Consider the following 19112-nt stretch of genomic DNA (forward strand, 5'->3'; position numbering starts at 1 on the left):
TCGGTCGGCCGCGCGGCTCAGTGTGCGCTGGGACCGTGGTTCAACACGTACTGCAGCCCCGCGGTCAGCTGCGACAGCGGATCGGTGCCGCCACCGAAGGCGGCCTGCGTGGCCGGCGCCGTGACGGCGGCCGGGTCGTAGCCGTTCACCGGGTCGACCTCGATGGGCGCGGTCAGCGGGTCGTCATTGCGCGAATATCCGGCATCCACCGAGGGTTTGAGCACCGCGTCCAGCTTGTTGAGCGTCCCTTCGTCCACGCCGAGGTACTTGAACGGCAACACCAGCGGCAGGTGCTGTTCCGGGATCAGGTACGTCGTCGTCTTCGCGCCCCTGGAGTTGACTGTCGTCCTGATGTTCTGCGGCGGGACCATGCTCGGGTTGGTGAACGCGACGGCGGTGTGTCCGGTCGCCAGGCCCACGACCGCATTCGCCAACGCCATCCAGTTGTCCTGGCGGTCCGGCCAGTCGGCGATGCTGTCGTAGGCCGACACGAACCGGTACGAGTCGTACTGGCTGTCCACCTGCGGCGGAATCCGGTAGTCCAGCGCCGGAACGACACTGCCGACCGGAAAGTTCTGGGCCAGGAAGCCGGCACCGAACGCGTGCGGGGAGATCGGATCGCCATAGGTCGCGAACGACAACTGATCCGGCGGCGGCGCATTCGGATCGGTGGCCAACCGGTTCTGCACGGCGTTGAGCACCATCGCGCCCTCCGACAGACCGATCGCGGTACCCGGTCCACCTGCCTGAACCGCCCGGATGACGTTGCCCTCACCCTCGTCGACCGACTCGCCGATGCTCGGGCCGTCGATACCCAGGCCCGGGAAGTTGTCGTCGAGCTTGCCGATACCGGGGAACAACCGCTCCAGGGTGTGGCCCTGAACCTGGCCGGCGGGGTAGTCGACGATTTGCCGATCCAGGCCCGGGAACCACTGGGCGCCGGTACGGCGGATGTACTCGTCGTAGGGGATGCCGAGCACGTGCGCACCACCGAGGGCATAGCCCCGGCCAGGTGTGCCGATCGGTGGACCGTCGCCGTTCGGATGGTCGGGAGTCGGCTGGTCGGCGGCCGCGATTCCGGCCGTGGCGCACACCGTGATCAGCGTTGTCGCCGCAGCGAGTAGCTTCTTCATGCCTTGACGCTCCCCTGCGAGCTCGATCGTGACGGCCACCAGTTCGCTTTTCCGACCAGCGTAGCCATGGCGGGTACGGTCACCGTCCGGACCAGGAACGTGTCCAGCAGGATTCCGGCGCCGATGACGAACCCGCCCTGGACCACGGTACCGATGCTGGAGAACAACAAGCCCCACATCGACGCCGCGAAGATCAGCCCGGCCGCGGTGATCACGCCACCGGTCGACGACAACGTCCGGATCACGCCGTACCGCGTGCTGTCGCCGGACTCGTCCCGCAGCCGCGACGCGAACAGCAGGTTGTAGTCGGCCCCGACGGCGACCAGCACCACGAACGCCAATGGCGGCACCGTCCAGTGCAGCTGTTGATGGAATAGGTACTGGAAAACCAGGACGCCGATACCGAGTGCCGCGAAGTACGAAAGCACCACGGAGCCAACCAGATACAGCGGTGCGATGATCGCCCGAAGCAACAGCATCAACGTCAGCAGCACCACGATCATCGTGATCGCGATGATGAAGCGGATGTCTTTCTGGTAGTAGTCGCGGGTGTCGCGCAGCGCGGCGGGATACCCGCCCATCGAGATCGTGGCATCGGCCAGATACGTGTTCGGCTGCGCGCTGCGGGCGGCGTCGCTGATCGCATTGACCTGATCCATCGCCGCGGCGCTGAACGGATCGAGCTTGGTCAGCACCAGATACCGCACCGAATGTCCGTCGGGCGAGATGAACATCTTCGACGCCATTTTGAAATCAGGCAGCTCGAGAACCTCAGGGGGAATGTTGAACCCCGCCATCGCCGGTGACGCGGCGTTCTGTTTCATGGACAGCAGGAACGCGGCAGCCTGATCGAGTCCGGTGCGCATGAGCTTGATCTGGTCGACGACCTGGTCCACACCGTTGGCGACCTCCCGGCTTCCGCTGGCGGCGCGGTCGGCACCCTGCCGGAGCTTGGCCGTGCCCGCCTGCGCGCCGCCGGGGGAATCGAAGCCCATCTGTTTCATCAGCTTGGTCAGCCGGGCGAATGCGTCGTTGAGCTGGTTGAGCGTCGCGTTGAGGGATTGCTTGTCCTGCATCGACTGTAATTGCGTTGCCAGCGAATTGATCTCGTCGAGGGTGCCGTCGTTGCGCGCGTCGACCAACGCCTGGAAGTGCCCGCGGGTCTCGGCGCAGGAGGGATCAAGGTCGCAGACCGCATTGCCGTGCAACGCGACCAGCACCGGGCCCACCCAGGCGAACATGTCCCTGGCCGCCGTGAAGCTCACCCCCATCGAATTGCCGAGCCGGTTGACGGCGTTGACGAGCTTGGTCGCGACCTCGACGTTCTTGACGAGTTTGTCCCCGCCGTACTGGCCCTTGAGCGAGCCGAAAGCATCGACCACGCTCTGCACGCTGCTGGTGATCTGACCGACCTGACCCCGCACGTCGCCGAGATTCGTTGCCAGGGTGTTGGCGCCGCCCGCCAGCCGGTCGAGGCTGCCCATGTTGTCGGCGATCATCGCCGAGCCGGTGCCCAGCCGGTCGCCGACCAGGCCGGCCTGATAGGTGGCCCGGAACTCCTGTGGCACCTCACCAAGAGGCCGGGTGATACCGCTGACCATGGCGATGTTCGGCACCTGACTGATGCGCTCCGCCATCTGCTCGAGGTCGGCGAGCGCCCGGGGGTTGCGCAGATCGCGCGGAGATCGGACCAGCACGTAGGACGGAATGGACTGGTTGAGGTCGAAGTGCCGCTCCAGAGCCGTGTAGCCCACCGAGCTCGGGGCCCCCGGCGAGACCGCTTTGCGGTCGTCGTAGTTGTAATGCGCCAATCCCACACAACTGGCCAGCAGGATCAGGATCAGGACACTGGCCACGAGATGTGCTCGCGGTCTGCGCACGATGCGGATGCCGGACCGTCGCCACCACAGTGCGGTCAGCTCGCGGCGCGGGGTGATCCAGCCGCGCGGACCGGCCAGCGCGATGATGGCAGGCAACAGCGTGATCGCGGCGAGGAAGGACACCCCGACGCCGACCGCCGATGACACACCGACCGTCGAGAACACGCCCATCTTGGCAAAGCTGATGCCCAGGAACGTGATTCCGATGGTCGCCGCGGATGCGGTGATCACCTTGCCCACCGAGTTCAGTGCCTGCTTCACCGCCGCGTCGGAGTCTTCGCCGCGGCGCATGAAGTCGTGGTAGCGGCTGATCAGGAAGACGGCGTAATCCGTTCCCGCACCGGCGATGATCGCGCTCAGCAGGATGATCGCCTGGTTGGACACCCCCAGACCGGTGGTGTGCGACAACCCCGCGACCACGGATTGCGCGATCACCAGCGAGATTCCGATGCCGATCAAGGGCAGCAGCATGGTGATCGGATTGCGGTACACGATCAGCAGCACGAGCAGCACCAGCACGCCGATCGCGATCTCGATCGGCAAGCGGTCTCGTTCGCCTGCCACGGTCAGGTCGGCGACGGTGGCGGCGGGGCCGGTGAGATGCACCTCCATCGGGCTGCCCGCGGTGCTCTGTTTGACGATGTTGGCCACCCGGTTGTAGGCCTCATAGGACTGCGGAGTCCCCAACGCGCCCGCGAGTCCGACCGGCACCACCCAGGATTTGTTGTCCTTACTCGTCAAAAATGAACGCAGAGCTGGTGTTCCGACGAAATCCTGCAGCATCACGACGTCGTGCTGATCGTCGCGCAGCGCGGTGACCAGCTTGCGGTAGGTGGCTTCGTGAGCGGGGGTCAGACCCTTCTCATCGGTCAGCACCACCAGCAGCAGGTCGTCCCCACCCGGTTCCTTGAACGCCTCGGTCATCTGCCGCGCAGCCACGCTGGACGGGGCGTCGCCCGGCAACATCGACAACGGATGTTTCTGGGCCATCTCGGTCAGGCTCGGGAAGCTCAGCGGCAGCGCGACCGCCAGGGCAACCCAGACGCCGATCACAGCCCAGGGCCACCGCACCACGAAATCGGTCAGCCGTCGCACAATTTCCTCACACTGCGCGAGACCCTCAGGCCGCGCGCCCCTTCACTGCATCGAACTTCACTGAAACCAACAAGCACGTCACCACTGCCCGCTGTCGGCGATGCGTCCACACACGGACTTCATCGCCGCGATGTAGCGGGCGACCGATTTCTGGGCGGTTGGATTGTCCGGGAACATCACCGCCATCGCGGTGCCGGCCTCGTACCGGAATATATAGATCGTCAGCTGATAGCTGAAGCGGCCGTCGGAGTAGATCCCGATGTTGTTCGAATAGCCCATGTCAGCGGCCGCGAGTACGGCGTTGAGCGGTGCGGCGCCGCCATGCAGGAAGTTCGAGACCGGGAAGTTCGGGTGCGGCTTCTCCAACCACGGAGCCAGCTCCAGTACCCGGTAATACGGCACCCGCGCCAGGCTCAGGCCTGAATCGAACGACGTCTGCGCCGCCCAGGCGGCCTCGCCGAACGTCGTCGCGGCGATCGGCACGGTGATCGGCACCAAGCCGGTGAACCAGCCCTGGGTGGTGAAGTTGTCCGAGGTTCTGCGGGTGTCCCGCGGGGTGAGGCCGTAATACGTTGTCGCGCCCGTCAATTCGTGTTCCACCATGGCGGTGCAGGCATACAGGCCGCCGACGAAGCGAACGCCGGCCGCGGTGCACGCCGCTTCGAATCGCGCGGTCTGATCGGCGTCCAAGATCATCTCGCCGACCATGTCAGCGACCGTCGGCTCCAGTGCGTTGCCCAACGGAAGCGGGAACTCGGGCAGCGTGCCGTTGTTGTTCTCGGCAAACTCGATCCAGGCCTGGACCTCGGGAGAATCGACGGTCAAATCCGCGGTGGCTTGGCGCTCCTGGATGCAGAAGTCGTCGAAGCTGCCCGCCTCGGGCAGCGCCATGGGCTGTCCGGTCATGGTCAGTGAGGTGTACATGCCGTGCGCTTCGAGCATGGTGATCCCGATCAACGCGGCATCCCCGTGGACGTGGTCGATGCTGGCATAAAAATCGAAGTGATCATCGCTTTGTACGACACCAAAGGAAAAACAGCCCCATTCCATGGGAGTGGGAATGTCGACGATGTGTTTGCGCGCATCCTCGGCGGCCATCACACCGTTGTCGATCGGCTCGAATTCGATGTCAGCGGGATCGGCAATGGTGCGCCGGACAATATCTCCGGAACCGGAGTATTCGAACCAACTCCGGTAGGTGTCGTGGCGGCGTAGATACGCGTTCAGCGCGTGATTCATGGCGTCGATATCGCACTGACCAGGAACCTCACACGTGGCGATGATCTGCCGCGAATAGTCGAGTCCGGCCTTGTCCTGTTCGTAGACGCCGCGAATATGCTGGCCCTGCATATAGCTGACAGGCACCGAACTGACGGGTGCCTGGCGCGCTTTGTCCATTGCGGCTTTCGTCGGGTGCCAGGAAATCACCACACCGGGGGTCGGCGACCAATCATCGATTGTGCCGATCGTGATCTTCCCGATGTGCAAAATTCCCCTCCCGGGTCTACAGCGGCTACGGCCTCGAGACCGGCAACCTGGTGGCCAGACCAAGATAGCGCCTGTCGCTGTGGCAGTTTGCCGTCCACCCGCAAAGCCCCTGGTCACAACTAGTGACTAAAGGCCCTAAATAAACGTGTAACGCCTGGCCACGCCCTCCTCGACACCAGAGTGAAACCCGCTTGTTCAGCAACGCCCGTGCAATACTGACCGTCGGGAGATGAGCCGGCCGTCGCTGTCGGGAGATGACCGAGCCGTGGCCGTTCGGAAGTTGTTCCTGGCCCTGACGTGGTCTCCCACGACAGCACAGCGACACTTCACCGGCCCGATGCGGAGAACACAACCTGATGGCACCCACCGAACATCCGACGCAGCAGACACCCCGTTTCGCAATCATCGGTTACGCGGCCCGTCTTCCCGGAGCCGCGGATGCGGACCAGTACTGGGACGTCCTGCACAGCGGGAGGGACGCGATTTCGGAGGTCCCCGCCGACCGTTGGGACGTCGAGCAGTTCTTCGACTCCGACCCCGACGCGGCGGGCAAGATGGTCACCCGGCGGGCCGGGTTCGTCGACGACGCCACCGGATTCGACGCACCGTTCTTCGGGGTCTCCGCGCGCGAAGCCAACATGATGGACCCGCAGCACCGTCTGCTGCTGGAGACCGCGTGGCGCGCTGTCGAGCACAGCGGCACTGCGCCAACGGCTTTGGCGAACACCAGGACCGGTGTATTCGTCGGTCTGGCCACCCACGACTTCCTGGGGATGGCTTCCGATGCGCTGACCTACCCCGAGATCGAGGCCTACCTGGCGGTCGGTACCTCCAGCGCGGCCGCCGCGGGCCGGATCAGCTACCGCTTGGGGCTGCAGGGTCCCGCGGTCACCGTCGACACGGCCTGCAGCTCCTCGCTGGTGGCGATTCACCAGGCCTGCCAGGCACTGCTGCTGGACGAATGCGATCTGGCGCTGGCCGGCGGGGTGAACGTCATGCTCAGCCCGGCCACCATGATCACGTTCTCGCACTCGCGGATGCTGGCCCCCGACGGCAAGTGCAAGACGTTCGACGCCGCCGCCGATGGATACGTGCGTGGCGAGGGTTGCGGTGTCATCGCGATCAAACGCCTGGACGACGCGCTGCGCGACGGTGACCACATCCGCGCCGTCATCCGCGGCAGCGCGGTAAACCAGGACGGCGCTTCGGGCGGATTGACCGTCCCCAACGGTGTCGCCCAGCAGCGGGTGATCGCCGAGGCGCTGGATCGGGCCGGCCTGACGCCCACCGACATCAACTATCTGGAAGCCCACGGAACCGGGACGTCGCTGGGCGACCCCATCGAGGTTCAGGCCGCCGCGGCCGCGCTCGGCAAGGGCCGCGACGCCGACCAGCCACTGCTGATCGGGTCGGCGAAGACCAACATCGGCCACCTGGAGGCGGCCGCGGGCGTGGCGGGCGTCCTCAAGGTCGTGCTGTCGCTCGAGCACTCCGAGCTGCCCCCGCACCTCAACTTCAAGAACCCCTCCCCGCACATCCCGTGGGACCGGATCCCGGTGCAGGTCGTCGACAAGCTGCGCCCCTGGCAGCGTTCGGAGCGGCCCCGCATCGCCGGCGTCAGCTCGTTCGGGTTCTCCGGCACCAACGCGCACGTCATTCTCGAAGAGGCACCGGTCAGCAGCCCGGTCACTGCCGACGCGGCGCCGGACGACCGCCGGTTCGCCGTGCTGCCGCTGTCGGCCCGCACCCCGGCCGCCCTGGTACAGACCGCACAGGACTACCGCAGCTGGCTGGCCGAACACCCCGACGCCACCCTCGCCGACGTCTGTCTGACCGCCGGAGCGGGCCGCGCCCACTTCGAACACCGCGCCGCCCTGGTGGTCAACTCCGTCGAGTCGGCCCGCGAGCTGCTCGGCGCGCTCGCCGACGATCTGCCCGCTCCCGGACTGGTACGCGGCGACTGCGTCGACGCGCCCAAGACCGCCTGGCTGTTCCCCGGACAGGGCAGTCAGTACGCCGGCATGGCCCGCGAGCTCTACGAGACCGAGCCGGTGTTCGCCGACACCATGAACCGGTGTGCCGAAGCCGTCGCCGGGGCGCTCGAAAAGCCGTTGCTGGACGTCATATTCGACAGTGATGGCGCCGAAACCCTGAAGCAGACCCGGCACGCCCAGCCCGCGATCTTCGCGGTGGAGATGGGTTTGGCCAGGCTCTGGCAATCGTGGGGATTCGAGCCGGATGTGGTGCTCGGCCACAGCGTCGGCCAGTACTCGGCCGCCTGTGTCGCAGGGGTTTTCAGCCTCGAGGACGGCGCGCGGTTACTCGCCGAACGGGGTCGGCTCTTCGGTGACCTGCCCGCGGGCGGACGGATGTGCGCTGTCTTCGCCGACCCGGACCGGGTGGAGAGCCTGACCGACGAGTTCCCGAGCCTGTCGGTGGCCGCCTACAACGGCGCCAACACCGTGCTGTCGGGGCCGGCCGCCGACCTGGAGCGCGCGGTCGCCCAGCTGTCGGACGAGGGTGCCCGGTGCGACTGGCTGGACACCAGCCACGCATTCCACTCGTCGCTGCTCGACCCGGCGCTCGATGCCTTTGAGACCTATGCCAACGGATTCGAATTCGCGGCCCCCCAGCGGATTCTGGTGTGCAACCGGACCGGGGCGACACTGGGCCGCACCGCCAAGCTCGACGGGCAATACTGGCGCCGCCACGCCCGTCAGCCGGTGCAGTTCGCCAAGGGGGTGGCGACGCTGGCCGAACTCGGCTGCACGCTGCTGCTCGAGGTGGGGCCGCAGCCGGTGCTCACCGCCGCCGCACTGCGGGCCTGGCCGGATCCGGCGACCGCACCCAAAGCCGTTGCATCGCTGCGCCGTAACGGCGCAGACCACCGGCAGCTGACCGAAGCGCTGGCCGGTGCCTACGTCGCCGGACATGTTCCCGACTTCGGCGCACTGGTGCACGAGCCGGCGCGCAAGCTCGATCTGCCGACGTACCCCTTCCAGCATCGCCAGTACTGGTACCAGACCAAGCAGTCCCAGTCGACCGCGAATGATGCCGCCCGCACCGAGGCCGTGCAGCTGCTCGAGGACGGCCGGATCGAGGAACTGGCCGCGCTACTCGGCGGGGACGGCTCCACCACGGCCGCCGAGGTGCTCAGCAAGCTTGCCGCCCAACATAATCGGCAGCGCAGTGCGCAATCGATCGCGGACATCCGCTACGAGATCCGCTGGCAGCAGAAGGCGCTCGGTTCGTCGACCGAGGTCGGCGAGGGCGCAGCCTGGCTGCTCATCGGTGACGACGACGCCGTGATGCGCCCACTGGTCGATGCGCTGACCGCGCACGGCCACCGCTACCGGGTCCTCGGTTTGCCGGTCTCTGACGCCGACGAGGAGCGCCTCGTCACCGAACTGATCGCAGCGGTGCAGGACGAGCCCGCGTTGCGCATCTTGCACGTCGCGGCACTGGACTCCGACGGCGAGTCGTCGATGCGGTCCCTGCTGCGGATGCAGCATCGGGTGCTCGGGGGCACCCAGCGCCTGTTCCGCGCCGCGTCCACCGCCGAACTGCGCACCCCGATCTGGGTGCTGACCCAAGGCGCGCAACGCGTCGGTGACGCGGACACGGTGGCGCCGGAGCAGAGCGGATTGTGGGGCTTCTGCCGCGTCGCGGCACTGGAGTACCCGCAGGTGTGGGGCGGTCTGGCGGATCTGTCCGGGACCGGCGCCGACGAATGGTCGCGCCTGATCAAGCAGGTCGTCACCGCGGCACCTGGCGAGGATCAGATCGCGTTGCGGGACAGCGGTGTTCATGTGCCGAGGCTGGTCCGGCGGACCGGCCAGCCGAACTCGACTCCGCTGGAACTGCGCCCGCAGGCAACCTACCTGGTTACCGGTGGACTCGGCTCGATCGGGCTGGAGATCGCCGGATACCTGGCCGCGCACGGCGCCCGCCAGCTGGTGCTGACCAGCCGCCGCGCCCCCGATGAGGACTCCCAACGTCGCATCGACCTGCTGGCGGAACAACACGGCTGCTCGGTCCGGGTGATCGCAGCCGATGTCGCCGACCCGCACGACGTCGCACGACTGCTCGCGACCGTGGCCGCCGAACTGCCACCGCTGGCCGGCATCGTTCACGCCGCAGGCGAGAACAGCACCACCCCGCTGAGCTCGCTCGACAGCACCGAGATCGACCGGGTTTTCTCCGGAAAGGTCTGGGGCGCTTGGTACCTCAGTGAGGCAGCTGCCGATCTGAAGCTCGACTTCTTCCTGTCCACGTCGTCGATCTCGTCGGTGTGGGGCAGCTACGGCCAGAGCGCCTACAGCGCGGCCAACGCGTTCCTCGACGGCTTGACCTGGCGGCTGCGGGGACGCGGCGTCCACGGCATCAGCGTGAACTTCGGTCCATGGTCGGCGGGCATGGCAGACCAGGACGCCCGCGCGCAGCTGGACCGCCGCGGGATCCGCACCCTGTCGCCCACCGATGCGCTGGCCGGAATGGCCGACATCATGGCCGCCGCCGGATCGCAAGGTCCGGCCGAAGCCGTTGTGGCGCGCATGGACTGGGCCCGTTTTCTGCCGATCTACCTGCAGGCCGGCCGCCGGTCGCTGCTGGCCGAGGTGGCCCGCGAAGTGCCGGAGTCGGTACCCGTGGCCACCGGAGCATCCGGCACCACCCGGCTGGTCGAACAGCTCACCGCCGCGCCGGTGCAGCAGCGCAAGAAACTCGTTCTGGAGTACCTGCGCAACACCGTCGCGGAGGTGACCAGGGTCGACGCGTCGGAGGTCCGCGAAGAGGCCGGGTTCTTCGACCTCGGCATGGACTCTCTGATGGCGGTCGAATTGCGCCGTCGCCTGGAACAGGCTGTCGGCAAGGAACTTCCGGCCACACTCGCGATGGACTTCCCCCGCCTGACCGATGTCGCGGACTACATCCTCGGCGACGTGCTCAACCTCAACGAGAAGGCGGGCGCGCAGCTCGCGGCCGCGCCTGCCTCGCTGGCGGGCGCGGCGACCGACGAGCCGATCGCGATCATCGCGGTGGCCTGCCGGTTCCCGGGTGCGGCCGACGCCGACGCGTACTGGGACGTGCTGTCCGGAGCAGTGGACGCGATCCGGGAGATCCCCGAGGACCGCTTCGACGTCGACCAGTACTACGACCCCGATCAGCAGACGCCCGGCAAGATCTACACCCGCAGCGGCGGCTACCTGGAGAGCGTCGACAGCTTCGACCCGGAGTTCTTCGGCATCTCCCCGCGCGAAGCGGTGTGGATCGACCCGCAGCAGCGCCTCATGCTGGAAATCGCCTGGGAGGGCTTAGAAAAGGCTGGGTACGCGCCGTCCTCTTTGCGCGGCAGCCGCACCGGCGTCTTCGTCGGCGTGGGTGCCAACGAGTACTCGCATCTGCTGTCCGGCGAATCGGTCGAGAACCTCGAGGCGCACTTCATCACCGGCAACGCACTCAATGCGATCGCGGGCCGGGTGGCGTTCACCCTCGGCCTCGAAGGCCCCGCGATGGCCGTGGACACCGCGTGCAGCTCGTCGCTGGTGGCCGTCCACCAGGCCAGCCAGGCGCTGCACTCCGGTGACTGCGACATGGCCCTGGCCGGCGGTGTCAACGTCCTGCTGAGCCCGGCGTCCATCGTGGCTGCGTCGCGGGCCCGGATGCTGGCCCCCGACGGCCGCTGCAAGACCTTCGACGCATCCGCCGACGGCTACGTCCGCGGTGAAGGTTGCGGCATCCTGGTGCTCAAGCGGCTCTCCGACGCGCAGCGCGACGGTGACCGCATCGCCGCCGTCATCCGCAGCAGCGCGGTCAACCAGGACGGTGCATCCAGCGGCCTGACGGTGCCCAACGGCGGTGCGCAACAACGCCTTATCTCGGCGGCGCTGACCCGCGCCGGGCTCGGCGGCGCCGATGTCGACTACCTCGAAGCGCACGGCACCGGCACCCCGCTGGGTGATCCGATCGAAGTGCAGGCCGCCGCGGCGGTCTACGGCACGGGCCGCGATCCGATCCGTCCGCTGCTGATGGGAACGGCCAAGACCAATATCGGACACCTGGAGTCCGCTGCCGGTGTGGCCGGTCTGATCAAGGTCGTGCTGTCGCTGCAGAACGAATTGTTGCCGCAGAACCTGCATTTCCAGAATCCGTCCCCGCACATCCCCTGGGACTCCCTGCCCGTCAAGGTCGTCGACGAGCCCACCCCGTGGGTGGCCAACGGCAGGCCGCGCCGCGCCGGCGTCAGCTCGTTCGGCTTTACCGGCACCAACGCCCACGTGTTGATCGAAGAGGCGCCGCAGCCCGCGCTCGGCGACGACGCCGACGAGCCGGTCGAGGTCGTCGTGCCGGAGCCGGTGCGTGAGCCGCTGAGCGTGCTGCCGCTGTCGGCGCGGTCCGGGCAGGGCCTGCTGGCGTTGGCGCAGCGCTACTCCGATTGGCTGGCAGTTCATCCCGATGCCTCGATCGCCGACGTGAGCTACACCGCGGGCGCTGGACGATCGCATTTCGAGCACCGGGCGGCCGTCGTCGCGAACTCCGTGTCCGAGGCCAAGATGCTGCTCGACGATCTGGTGGCCAACCGGTTGCGTCCGGGCGTGCTCCGCGGCGAGTGCGCCGACCCGCCGACCACCGCGTGGTTCTTCCCGGGGCAGGGCAGCCAGTACCCGGGCATGGCCAAGGAATTGTTCGAATCGGAGCCGGTATTCGCCGACACCCTGCGCCGCTGCGCGCAGGCCGTCGATCCGATGCTGCCGCGCCCGCTGCTCGACGTGCTGTTCTCCGGTGACCGGGAGAACGCGGAAACCCTGCGGCACACGTCATTCGCCCAGCCGGCGATCTTCGCCGTCGAGATGGGCCTGGCCCGGTTGTGGCAGTCGTGGGGCATCGAACCCGACGTGGTGCTGGGCCACAGCGTCGGCCAGTACGCGGCTGCGTGCGTGGCAGGCGTGTTCAGCCTCGAGGACGGTATCCGCTTGATCGCCGAGCGTGGCCGGTTGTTCGGCAGCCTGCCCGAGGGCGGCCGGATGGTCGCGGTGTTCGCCGATCCCGATTACGTGGAGCGGGCCGCGGCGAGCTTCCCGCGCGTGTCGGTCGGTGCCTACAACGGCCGAAACACCGTGCTGTCTGGTCCGGGCGAGGATCTGGAGCAGATCGTCGCGGCCTGCAGTGAGGACGGTGCCCGCTGCACCTGGCTGGAGACCAGCCACGCCTTCCACTCCGAGTTGTTGGACCCGGTGCTCGACGAATTCGAGACGTTCGCAACCCAATTCGAGTACGCGGTGCCGACCCGGCCGCTGGTCTGCAACAGGACCGGCGCGGTGCTCACCGCCGAGACGCCGATCAACGCGCAGTACTGGCGCAGGCATTCCCGGCAGCCGGTGCAGTTCACCGAAAGCGTGCGCACGGTCGCGGGCCTGGGTTGTTCGGTGCTGATGGAGATCGGACCGCAGCCGATTCTGACCGCGGCCGCACTGCAGATCTGGCCGGAGTCCTCGGCGACGCCGCGGGCGATCGTGTCGCTGCGCAAGGGCGCCAACGCTGCGCGTCAGATGACCGAAGCGCTTGCCACGACGTACATCTGCGGGCACCGCCCGGACTTCTCGGCCCGGTTCCACACGGCGGGGCGCCGACTCGAACTCCCGACATATCCGTTCCAACGCCGCCGGTACTGGCCGAAGACCTCCGGTATCCGGCCCGACGGCACCGCGGCGTCCGGGATCCTGGGCAGCGCCAAGGATCTGGCCTCGGGCGACACGGTCTACACGAACGTGCTCTCGGTGAAGACCCAGCCGTGGCTGGCCCATCACGTCATCTACGGCACCGTGGTCGTGCCCGGCGCGACGTACGCGGCGATGGCAATGGCCGCCGCGGGAGCACCGGCGCGGGTGAAGGAAGTCTTCTTCTACGAGCCGATCATCCTGCCCGACAAGGCCTCTCGCGAGGTGCAGCTGACCCTGCATCCCGTCGACGACGGCTGGAAGTTCCAGGTGCACAGCCGGCCCTACGGGGTTCGGGAGGCCGAGTGGTCGCTGAACTCCGACGGCACCCTGCTCTCCGGCGTCGACCCGGATGCGGCGCCGGCGGACACGGTGGCTCCGGACGAGGCGATCGAGCAGATGAATCGCACCCGCCCGCAGGAACTGTTCGACATCTTCGGTGACATGGAACTGGCCTGGGGTCCCACGTGGTCCACCTCGCTGAAGTCGTTGTGGGTCGGCAAGGATGAGGCGATCGGGGACATCGCGGTCGGCGAGGAACTCGGCGAGCATCTCGGCACTGAGCCGATCCACCCGGTCTTGCTGGACCTGTGCACCGGTGTGGCCTTCCCGGCCTTCCCCGCGACGCTGGCCGCCGAGCAGGGCATGACCGATCTGTTCCTGCCGTTGCGGTACGGACAGGTGACGATCGCCGAGAAGATGCCGCGCCGGTTCTACTGCCGGGCCCGCTGGCACGAGAACACCATCAACAACGAAACCCAGGTCTTCGACATCGATTTCCTGGATCGGGACGGGCGAGTGCTCGGTGGTATCGCCGAGTTCACCGTGAAACGCGCCCCGCGTGAGGCGCTGATGCGCGGGCTCGGCGGCGACTCCACCCGGCTGCTGTACAGCCTGGGTTGGCAGGAGATCGCGGCCCCGGCGGATGACGCCGAGAAGACCACGAACGGCACCTGGCTGATCGCCGGCTTCGACGCACTCGCAGCCGAGGTACCCGGCGCGGTGACGGTCGACGCGGCCACGGATCCACAGTCGTGGCAACGGGTCTTCGCCGAGGCGGCCGAGCGCGGTGCGCCGGTCAGCGGAATCGTCTGGCGCAGTGCGCGACTGGGGGATGCCGACGGCTCGACGACCGAGCTCGCCGCTCACCTGGAAGCTCAGATCGCCACTTTCCTCGGCGCCGCGCAGACCGCGCTGGCCGAGGGCAATCACACGCTGGCCGACGGTCTGTGGATCGTCACCGAACGTGCGGTGGCCACCGAGCCCGGCGAGCCGGTCGATCCGGTCCAGGCGGCCCTGTGGGGATTCGGCCGCACGCTGATCGCGGAGCAGCCGAGCCTGCGGGTTCGCCTTGTCGACTCCGACGGCTCCGACGAGTCACTGCGCTGGATGGCCGGTGCGCTGGGCACGCCGGTCGTCGAGCCGGAAATGGCTGTGCGACAGGGTCGGTTCCTGGTATCCCGGCTCCTGCACTGGGCCCGTAACGGCCAGCTGCCGATGCCGCGCAGCGACGACTACGCGTTGGCACCCACCGAGCGCGGCGCGATCGACAACCTGCGGCTGACCGAGATCGAGGTGACCCCGCCGAAGGCCAACGAGGTGCAGGTCCGGATCGAGGCCGCCGGCCTCAACTTCCGCGACGTGCTCAATGTCCTCGGCCTGTACCCCGGCGACCCCGGCCCGATCGGTGGTGACCTGTGCGGTGTGGTCACCGAAATCGGCTCCGAGGTGACCCGATTCGAGGTTGGTCAGCGCGTGTTCGGTTCGATGCAGGGTGCTTTCGCCAGCCGGCTGAACGTGCCCGAGCCGCTGCTGGCGACGGTGCCGGACGGGATCGGCGCGGTGGATGCAGCCACCATTCCCGCTGCGGCGCTCACGGTCCGGCTCGCATTCGACTGGGCGAAGCTCAAGCCCGGCGACAAGGTACTGATCCACGCCGCCAGCGGTGGCGTGGGTCTGGCCGCGGTACAGATGGCCCGCGCGCACGGCGCGACCGTGTTCGCGACCGCCAGCAAGTACAAGCGCGCCACCCTGCGGGAGATGGGCGTGGAGTTCGTCTACGACTCGCGCACAACCGAATTCGCCGACCAGATTCTTGCCGACACCGGCGGCGAGGGTGTCGACGTGGTGCTCAACTCGCTGACCAGTGAGGGCTTCGTCGAGGCGACGGTGCGTGCCACCGCCAAGAACGGCCGGTTCGCCGAGATCGCCAAGCGCGATATCTGGACCGCCGAGCAGATGGCGGAACTGCGTCCCGATATCGACTACGAGATCGTTGCGCTCGACGTCACGATGATGACCGACCCGGATCACATTCAGCGGCTGATGGTCGAGGTGTCCGACGGGCTGGCCAAGGGTGAGTGGACCCCGGTGCCCGCCGAGGTCTACCCGCTGACCGAAGCCAGGACCGCGTTCCGGCGGATGCAGCAGGCGCGCCACATCGGCAAGATCGTGGTGCAGATGCCCAAACCGCTTCAGCCGCGCGGTGATCGGAGCTATCTGGTCACCGGTGGTCTGGGTGCGCTGGGCCTGCACACGGCGTCGTATCTTGCTCAGCTCGGCGCCGGTGACATCGTGCTCACCAGCCGTCGGGCGCCGGATGCGGAAGCTCAGCAGGCCATCGACGGCATCGCCGAGCGCTTCCACTGCCGGATCCACGTTTTCGCTGCCGACGTCGGCGCCGAGTCCGAGGTCGTCGAGCTGCTGGACAGGATCCGGGCCGAGCTGCCGCCGCTGGCGGGCGTGGCACATCTGGCCGGTGTGCTCGACGATGCCCTGCTTCCGCAGCAGGATCTCGGCCGGTTCCGGACCACGTTGGGGCCCAAAGCCTATGGTGCGCACCACCTGCACCGGCTGACCAAGGATGATGACCTCGAGTTCTTCATCCTGTACTCGTCGGCGTCGGCAGTGCTGGGCTCGCCCGCACAGAGCAACTACGCCGCAGCCAACGCGTTGCTCGACGGGCTCGTCGCGCACCGGCGGGCGCAGGGGCTGCCTGCGACCGCGGTCAACTTCGGTCCGTGGGGGCAGGGCGGTATGGCCAGCTCGCAGGCCGCCGTCGCCAACCTCAGTGCCCAGGGCATGATGCCGCTGGAGCCGTCCGCGGCGCTGGCCGCGCTCGGCGAGGCCATCCGGCAGGGCGCGGCGCAAGCCACCGTGCTCAAGGCCAACTGGCAGCGGACCGCGAAGGTGCTCGGCGGTATCCGTCCGCCACTGCTGGATCAGGTACTGCCCAGCGGCGACGGCACGGTGGTCGGCGACAGTGAACTGCTGCGGCAGCTCCAGGAACTTCCGGTGGCGGCGCGAGCCGGTTTCATCACCGAGTTCCTGCAGAAAGAGGTGCAGGGTTTCCTGCGCCTCGCACAGCCGCCCGCCGCGTCCAGCCGGTTCCTGGATCTCGGCACGGACTCCCTGATGGCGGTCGAACTGCGCAACCGGTTGTTCGGTCAGTTCGGCGGAAAGTTCGACATCAGCCCCACAGCGGTGTTCGACCACCCGACCATCGGGGAGCTCGCCGAGCATCTGGTCTCGCAGCTGCCGGATTCCGACGAGCCCGCCGCCGAGCCGGAAGCGGTCAGCTCCGCGGACGCGGCGGAGCCCGCGTCCGCACCCGCGACCGAGGACTGAAACGCGGCAACGCCGCAGCAGTGTGACGAAGATCGCACCGCTGCGGCGTTGCGCGCACGTCTCACGGTTCGTCGAATTTCCGCTGGCCAGAAGGCCGTCGCGGTCGAAAAGCGGCGAGCCGAGGATCGCCGCAGAGCCCCAAACCGACCGGTGGGTTGGTTAGTCGGCTGAACTTGCTCACACCCGGTTGATTTCCCATTACCCGTGGGTATAGTAAGCCGTGTTACTGGTGGGTAACTTAGACCGAAGTACTCAACCACAAAGCCCAAATTCAGATGACATTCTCGCTGAGGAGGAGCCGTCATGAGCCATTACAAGTCAAACGTGCGCGATCAGGTATTCAACCTGTTCGAGGTCTTCGGTCTCGAGAAGGCGCTCGGCCAGGGCAGCTACAGCGATGTAGACGCCGACACGGCGCGCGAGATGCTGCAGGAGATGAGCAGGCTGGCCGAAGGTCCGGTCGCCGCGTCGTTCGTCGAGGGTGACCGCAATCCGCCGGTCTTCGATCCCGAGACCCACTCCGTGAAGTTGCCGGAGGCGTTCAAGAAGTCCGTGCACGCTGTGACCGAAGCGGGCTGGGACAAGGTCGGTATCGAAGAGGAACTCGGCGGCACGCCGGTTCCCCGCGCCCTGGTCTGGGCGCTGGCCGAGCACGTGCTCGGTGCCAACCCGGCGGTCTGGATGTACGCCGGTGGCGCGGGCTTCTCCAGCATCTTCTACAAGCTGGCCACTGACGAGCAGAAGAAGTGGGCCGTCCTCGCCGCCGAGCGCGGCTGGGGCTCGACCATGGTGCTCACCGAGCCGGATGCCGGCTCCGACGTCGGTGCCGGCCGCACCAAGGCCGTCAAGCAGGACGACGGTTCGTGGCACATCGACGGCGTGAAGCGGTTCATCACCTCGGCCGATTCCGACGACATGTTCGAGAACATCTTCCACCTGGTGCTCGCCCGCCCCGAGGGCGCCGGCCCGGGCACCAAGGGCCTGTCGCTGTTCTTCGTGCCGAAGTTCCACTTCGACCCCGAGACCGGCGAGCTCGGCGAGCGCAACGGCGCTTTCGTCACCAACGTCGAGCACAAGATGGGCCTGAAGGTCTCCACCACCTGTGAGCTGACCTTCGGCCAGCACGGGGTGCCTGCCAAGGGCTGGCTCGTCGGTGAGGTTCACGACGGCATCGCCCAGATGTTCGACGTCATCGAGATGGCGCGAATGCTGGTGGGCACCAAGGCTATTGCCACGCTGTCGACCGGTTACCTGAACGCTCTGGAGTACGCCAAGGAGCGCGTGCAGGGTGCCGACCTGACCCAGATGACCGACAAGACCGCGCCGCGGGTCACCATCACCCATCACCCCGATGTCCGTCGCAGCCTGATGACCCAGAAGGCCTACGCCGAGGGACTGCGCTCGCTGTACATGTTCACCGCGACCTACCAGGACGCCGAAGTCGCCGCGGCTCTGCACGGCGTCGACGCCGAACTGTCGGTCAAGGTCAACGATCTGCTGCTGCCGATCGTCAAGGGTGTCGGTTCCGAGCAGGCCTACGCCAAGCTGACCGAGAGCCTGCAGACCTTTGGTGGCTCCGGCTTCCTGCAGGACTACCCGGTCGAGCAGTACATCCGCGACGCCAAGATCGACTCGCTCTACGAGGGCACCACCGCCATCCAGGCGCAGGACTTCTTCTTCCGGAAGATCGTGCGCGACAAGGGTGTTGCGCTGGCGCACGTGGCCGGCCAGATCGAGGCGTTCATCTCCAACGAGTCGGGCAACGGCCGGCTGAAGTCGGAGCGCGAGCTGCTGGCCAAGGCGCTCGAGGACGTCCAGGGTATGGCCGCCTCCATGACCGGCTACCTGATGGCCGCGCAGGAGGATGCCGCCAGCATCTACAAGGTGGGGCTGGCCTCGGTCCGCTTCCTGATGAGCGTCGGCGACCTGGTCATCGGCTGGTTGCTGCAGCGTCAGGCCGCGGTGGCAATCGCGGCGCTCGACGCCGGTGCCAGCGGCGCCGACGCCGCCTTCTACGAGGGCAAGATCGCGGTCGCGTCGTTCTTCGCGAAGAACATGCTGCCGCTGCTGACCAGCACTCGCCAGGTGATCGAGACGATCGACAACGAGATCATGGAGCTCGACGAAGCAGCATTCTGAGTTATCCACGCACAACGGCTCCGGGACCTTCGGGT

The 19112-nt window shown here is 67.4% G+C and carries 5 protein-coding genes; 2 read left to right on the forward strand and 3 right to left on the reverse strand.

Features of this window, described 5'->3' with window-relative positions:
- Positions 1 to 17: 17 nt before the first annotated feature.
- The 3 genes from pe to BST42_RS04725 form a co-directional block, all read right to left on the reverse strand.
- On the reverse strand, positions 18 to 1133 hold the full coding sequence (gene pe / locus BST42_RS04715; protein ID WP_083117416.1) for an acyltransferase PE: 1116 nt from the start codon (positions 1131 to 1133) through the stop codon (positions 18 to 20).
- Positions 1130 to 4108 carry an MMPL/RND family transporter gene (locus BST42_RS04720; protein WP_083117417.1) on the reverse strand — a complete coding sequence of 993 codons (2979 nt, stop codon included), beginning with the start codon at positions 4106 to 4108 and terminating at the stop codon, positions 1130 to 1132. Before BST42_RS04720 ends, pe begins: the two co-directional genes overlap by 4 nt.
- 78 nt (positions 4109 to 4186) lie before the next feature.
- Complete coding sequence (locus tag BST42_RS04725) at positions 4187 to 5596, reverse strand: condensation domain-containing protein (protein WP_083117418.1); 1410 nt, start codon at positions 5594 to 5596, stop codon at positions 4187 to 4189.
- 356 nt (positions 5597 to 5952) lie between these two features.
- Here BST42_RS04725 and BST42_RS04730 point away from each other — a divergent pair, with 356 nt between their 5' ends.
- Entirely contained in the window at positions 5953 to 16938 is a 10986-nt protein-coding gene (locus tag BST42_RS04730) for a type I polyketide synthase (RefSeq protein WP_083117419.1), read from the forward strand.
- A gap of 303 nt (positions 16939 to 17241) precedes the next feature.
- Positions 17242 to 19077: an acyl-CoA dehydrogenase gene (locus BST42_RS04735; RefSeq protein ID WP_083117420.1), complete on the forward strand. Its 1836-nt coding sequence runs from the start codon at positions 17242 to 17244 to the stop codon at positions 19075 to 19077.
- The last annotated feature ends 35 nt before the right edge of the window (positions 19078 to 19112 follow it).

Origin of the sequence: Mycolicibacterium rhodesiae, from assembly GCF_002086695.1 — a bacterium.
Classification (GTDB): Bacteria; Actinomycetota; Actinomycetes; order Mycobacteriales; family Mycobacteriaceae; genus Mycobacterium; species Mycobacterium rhodesiae.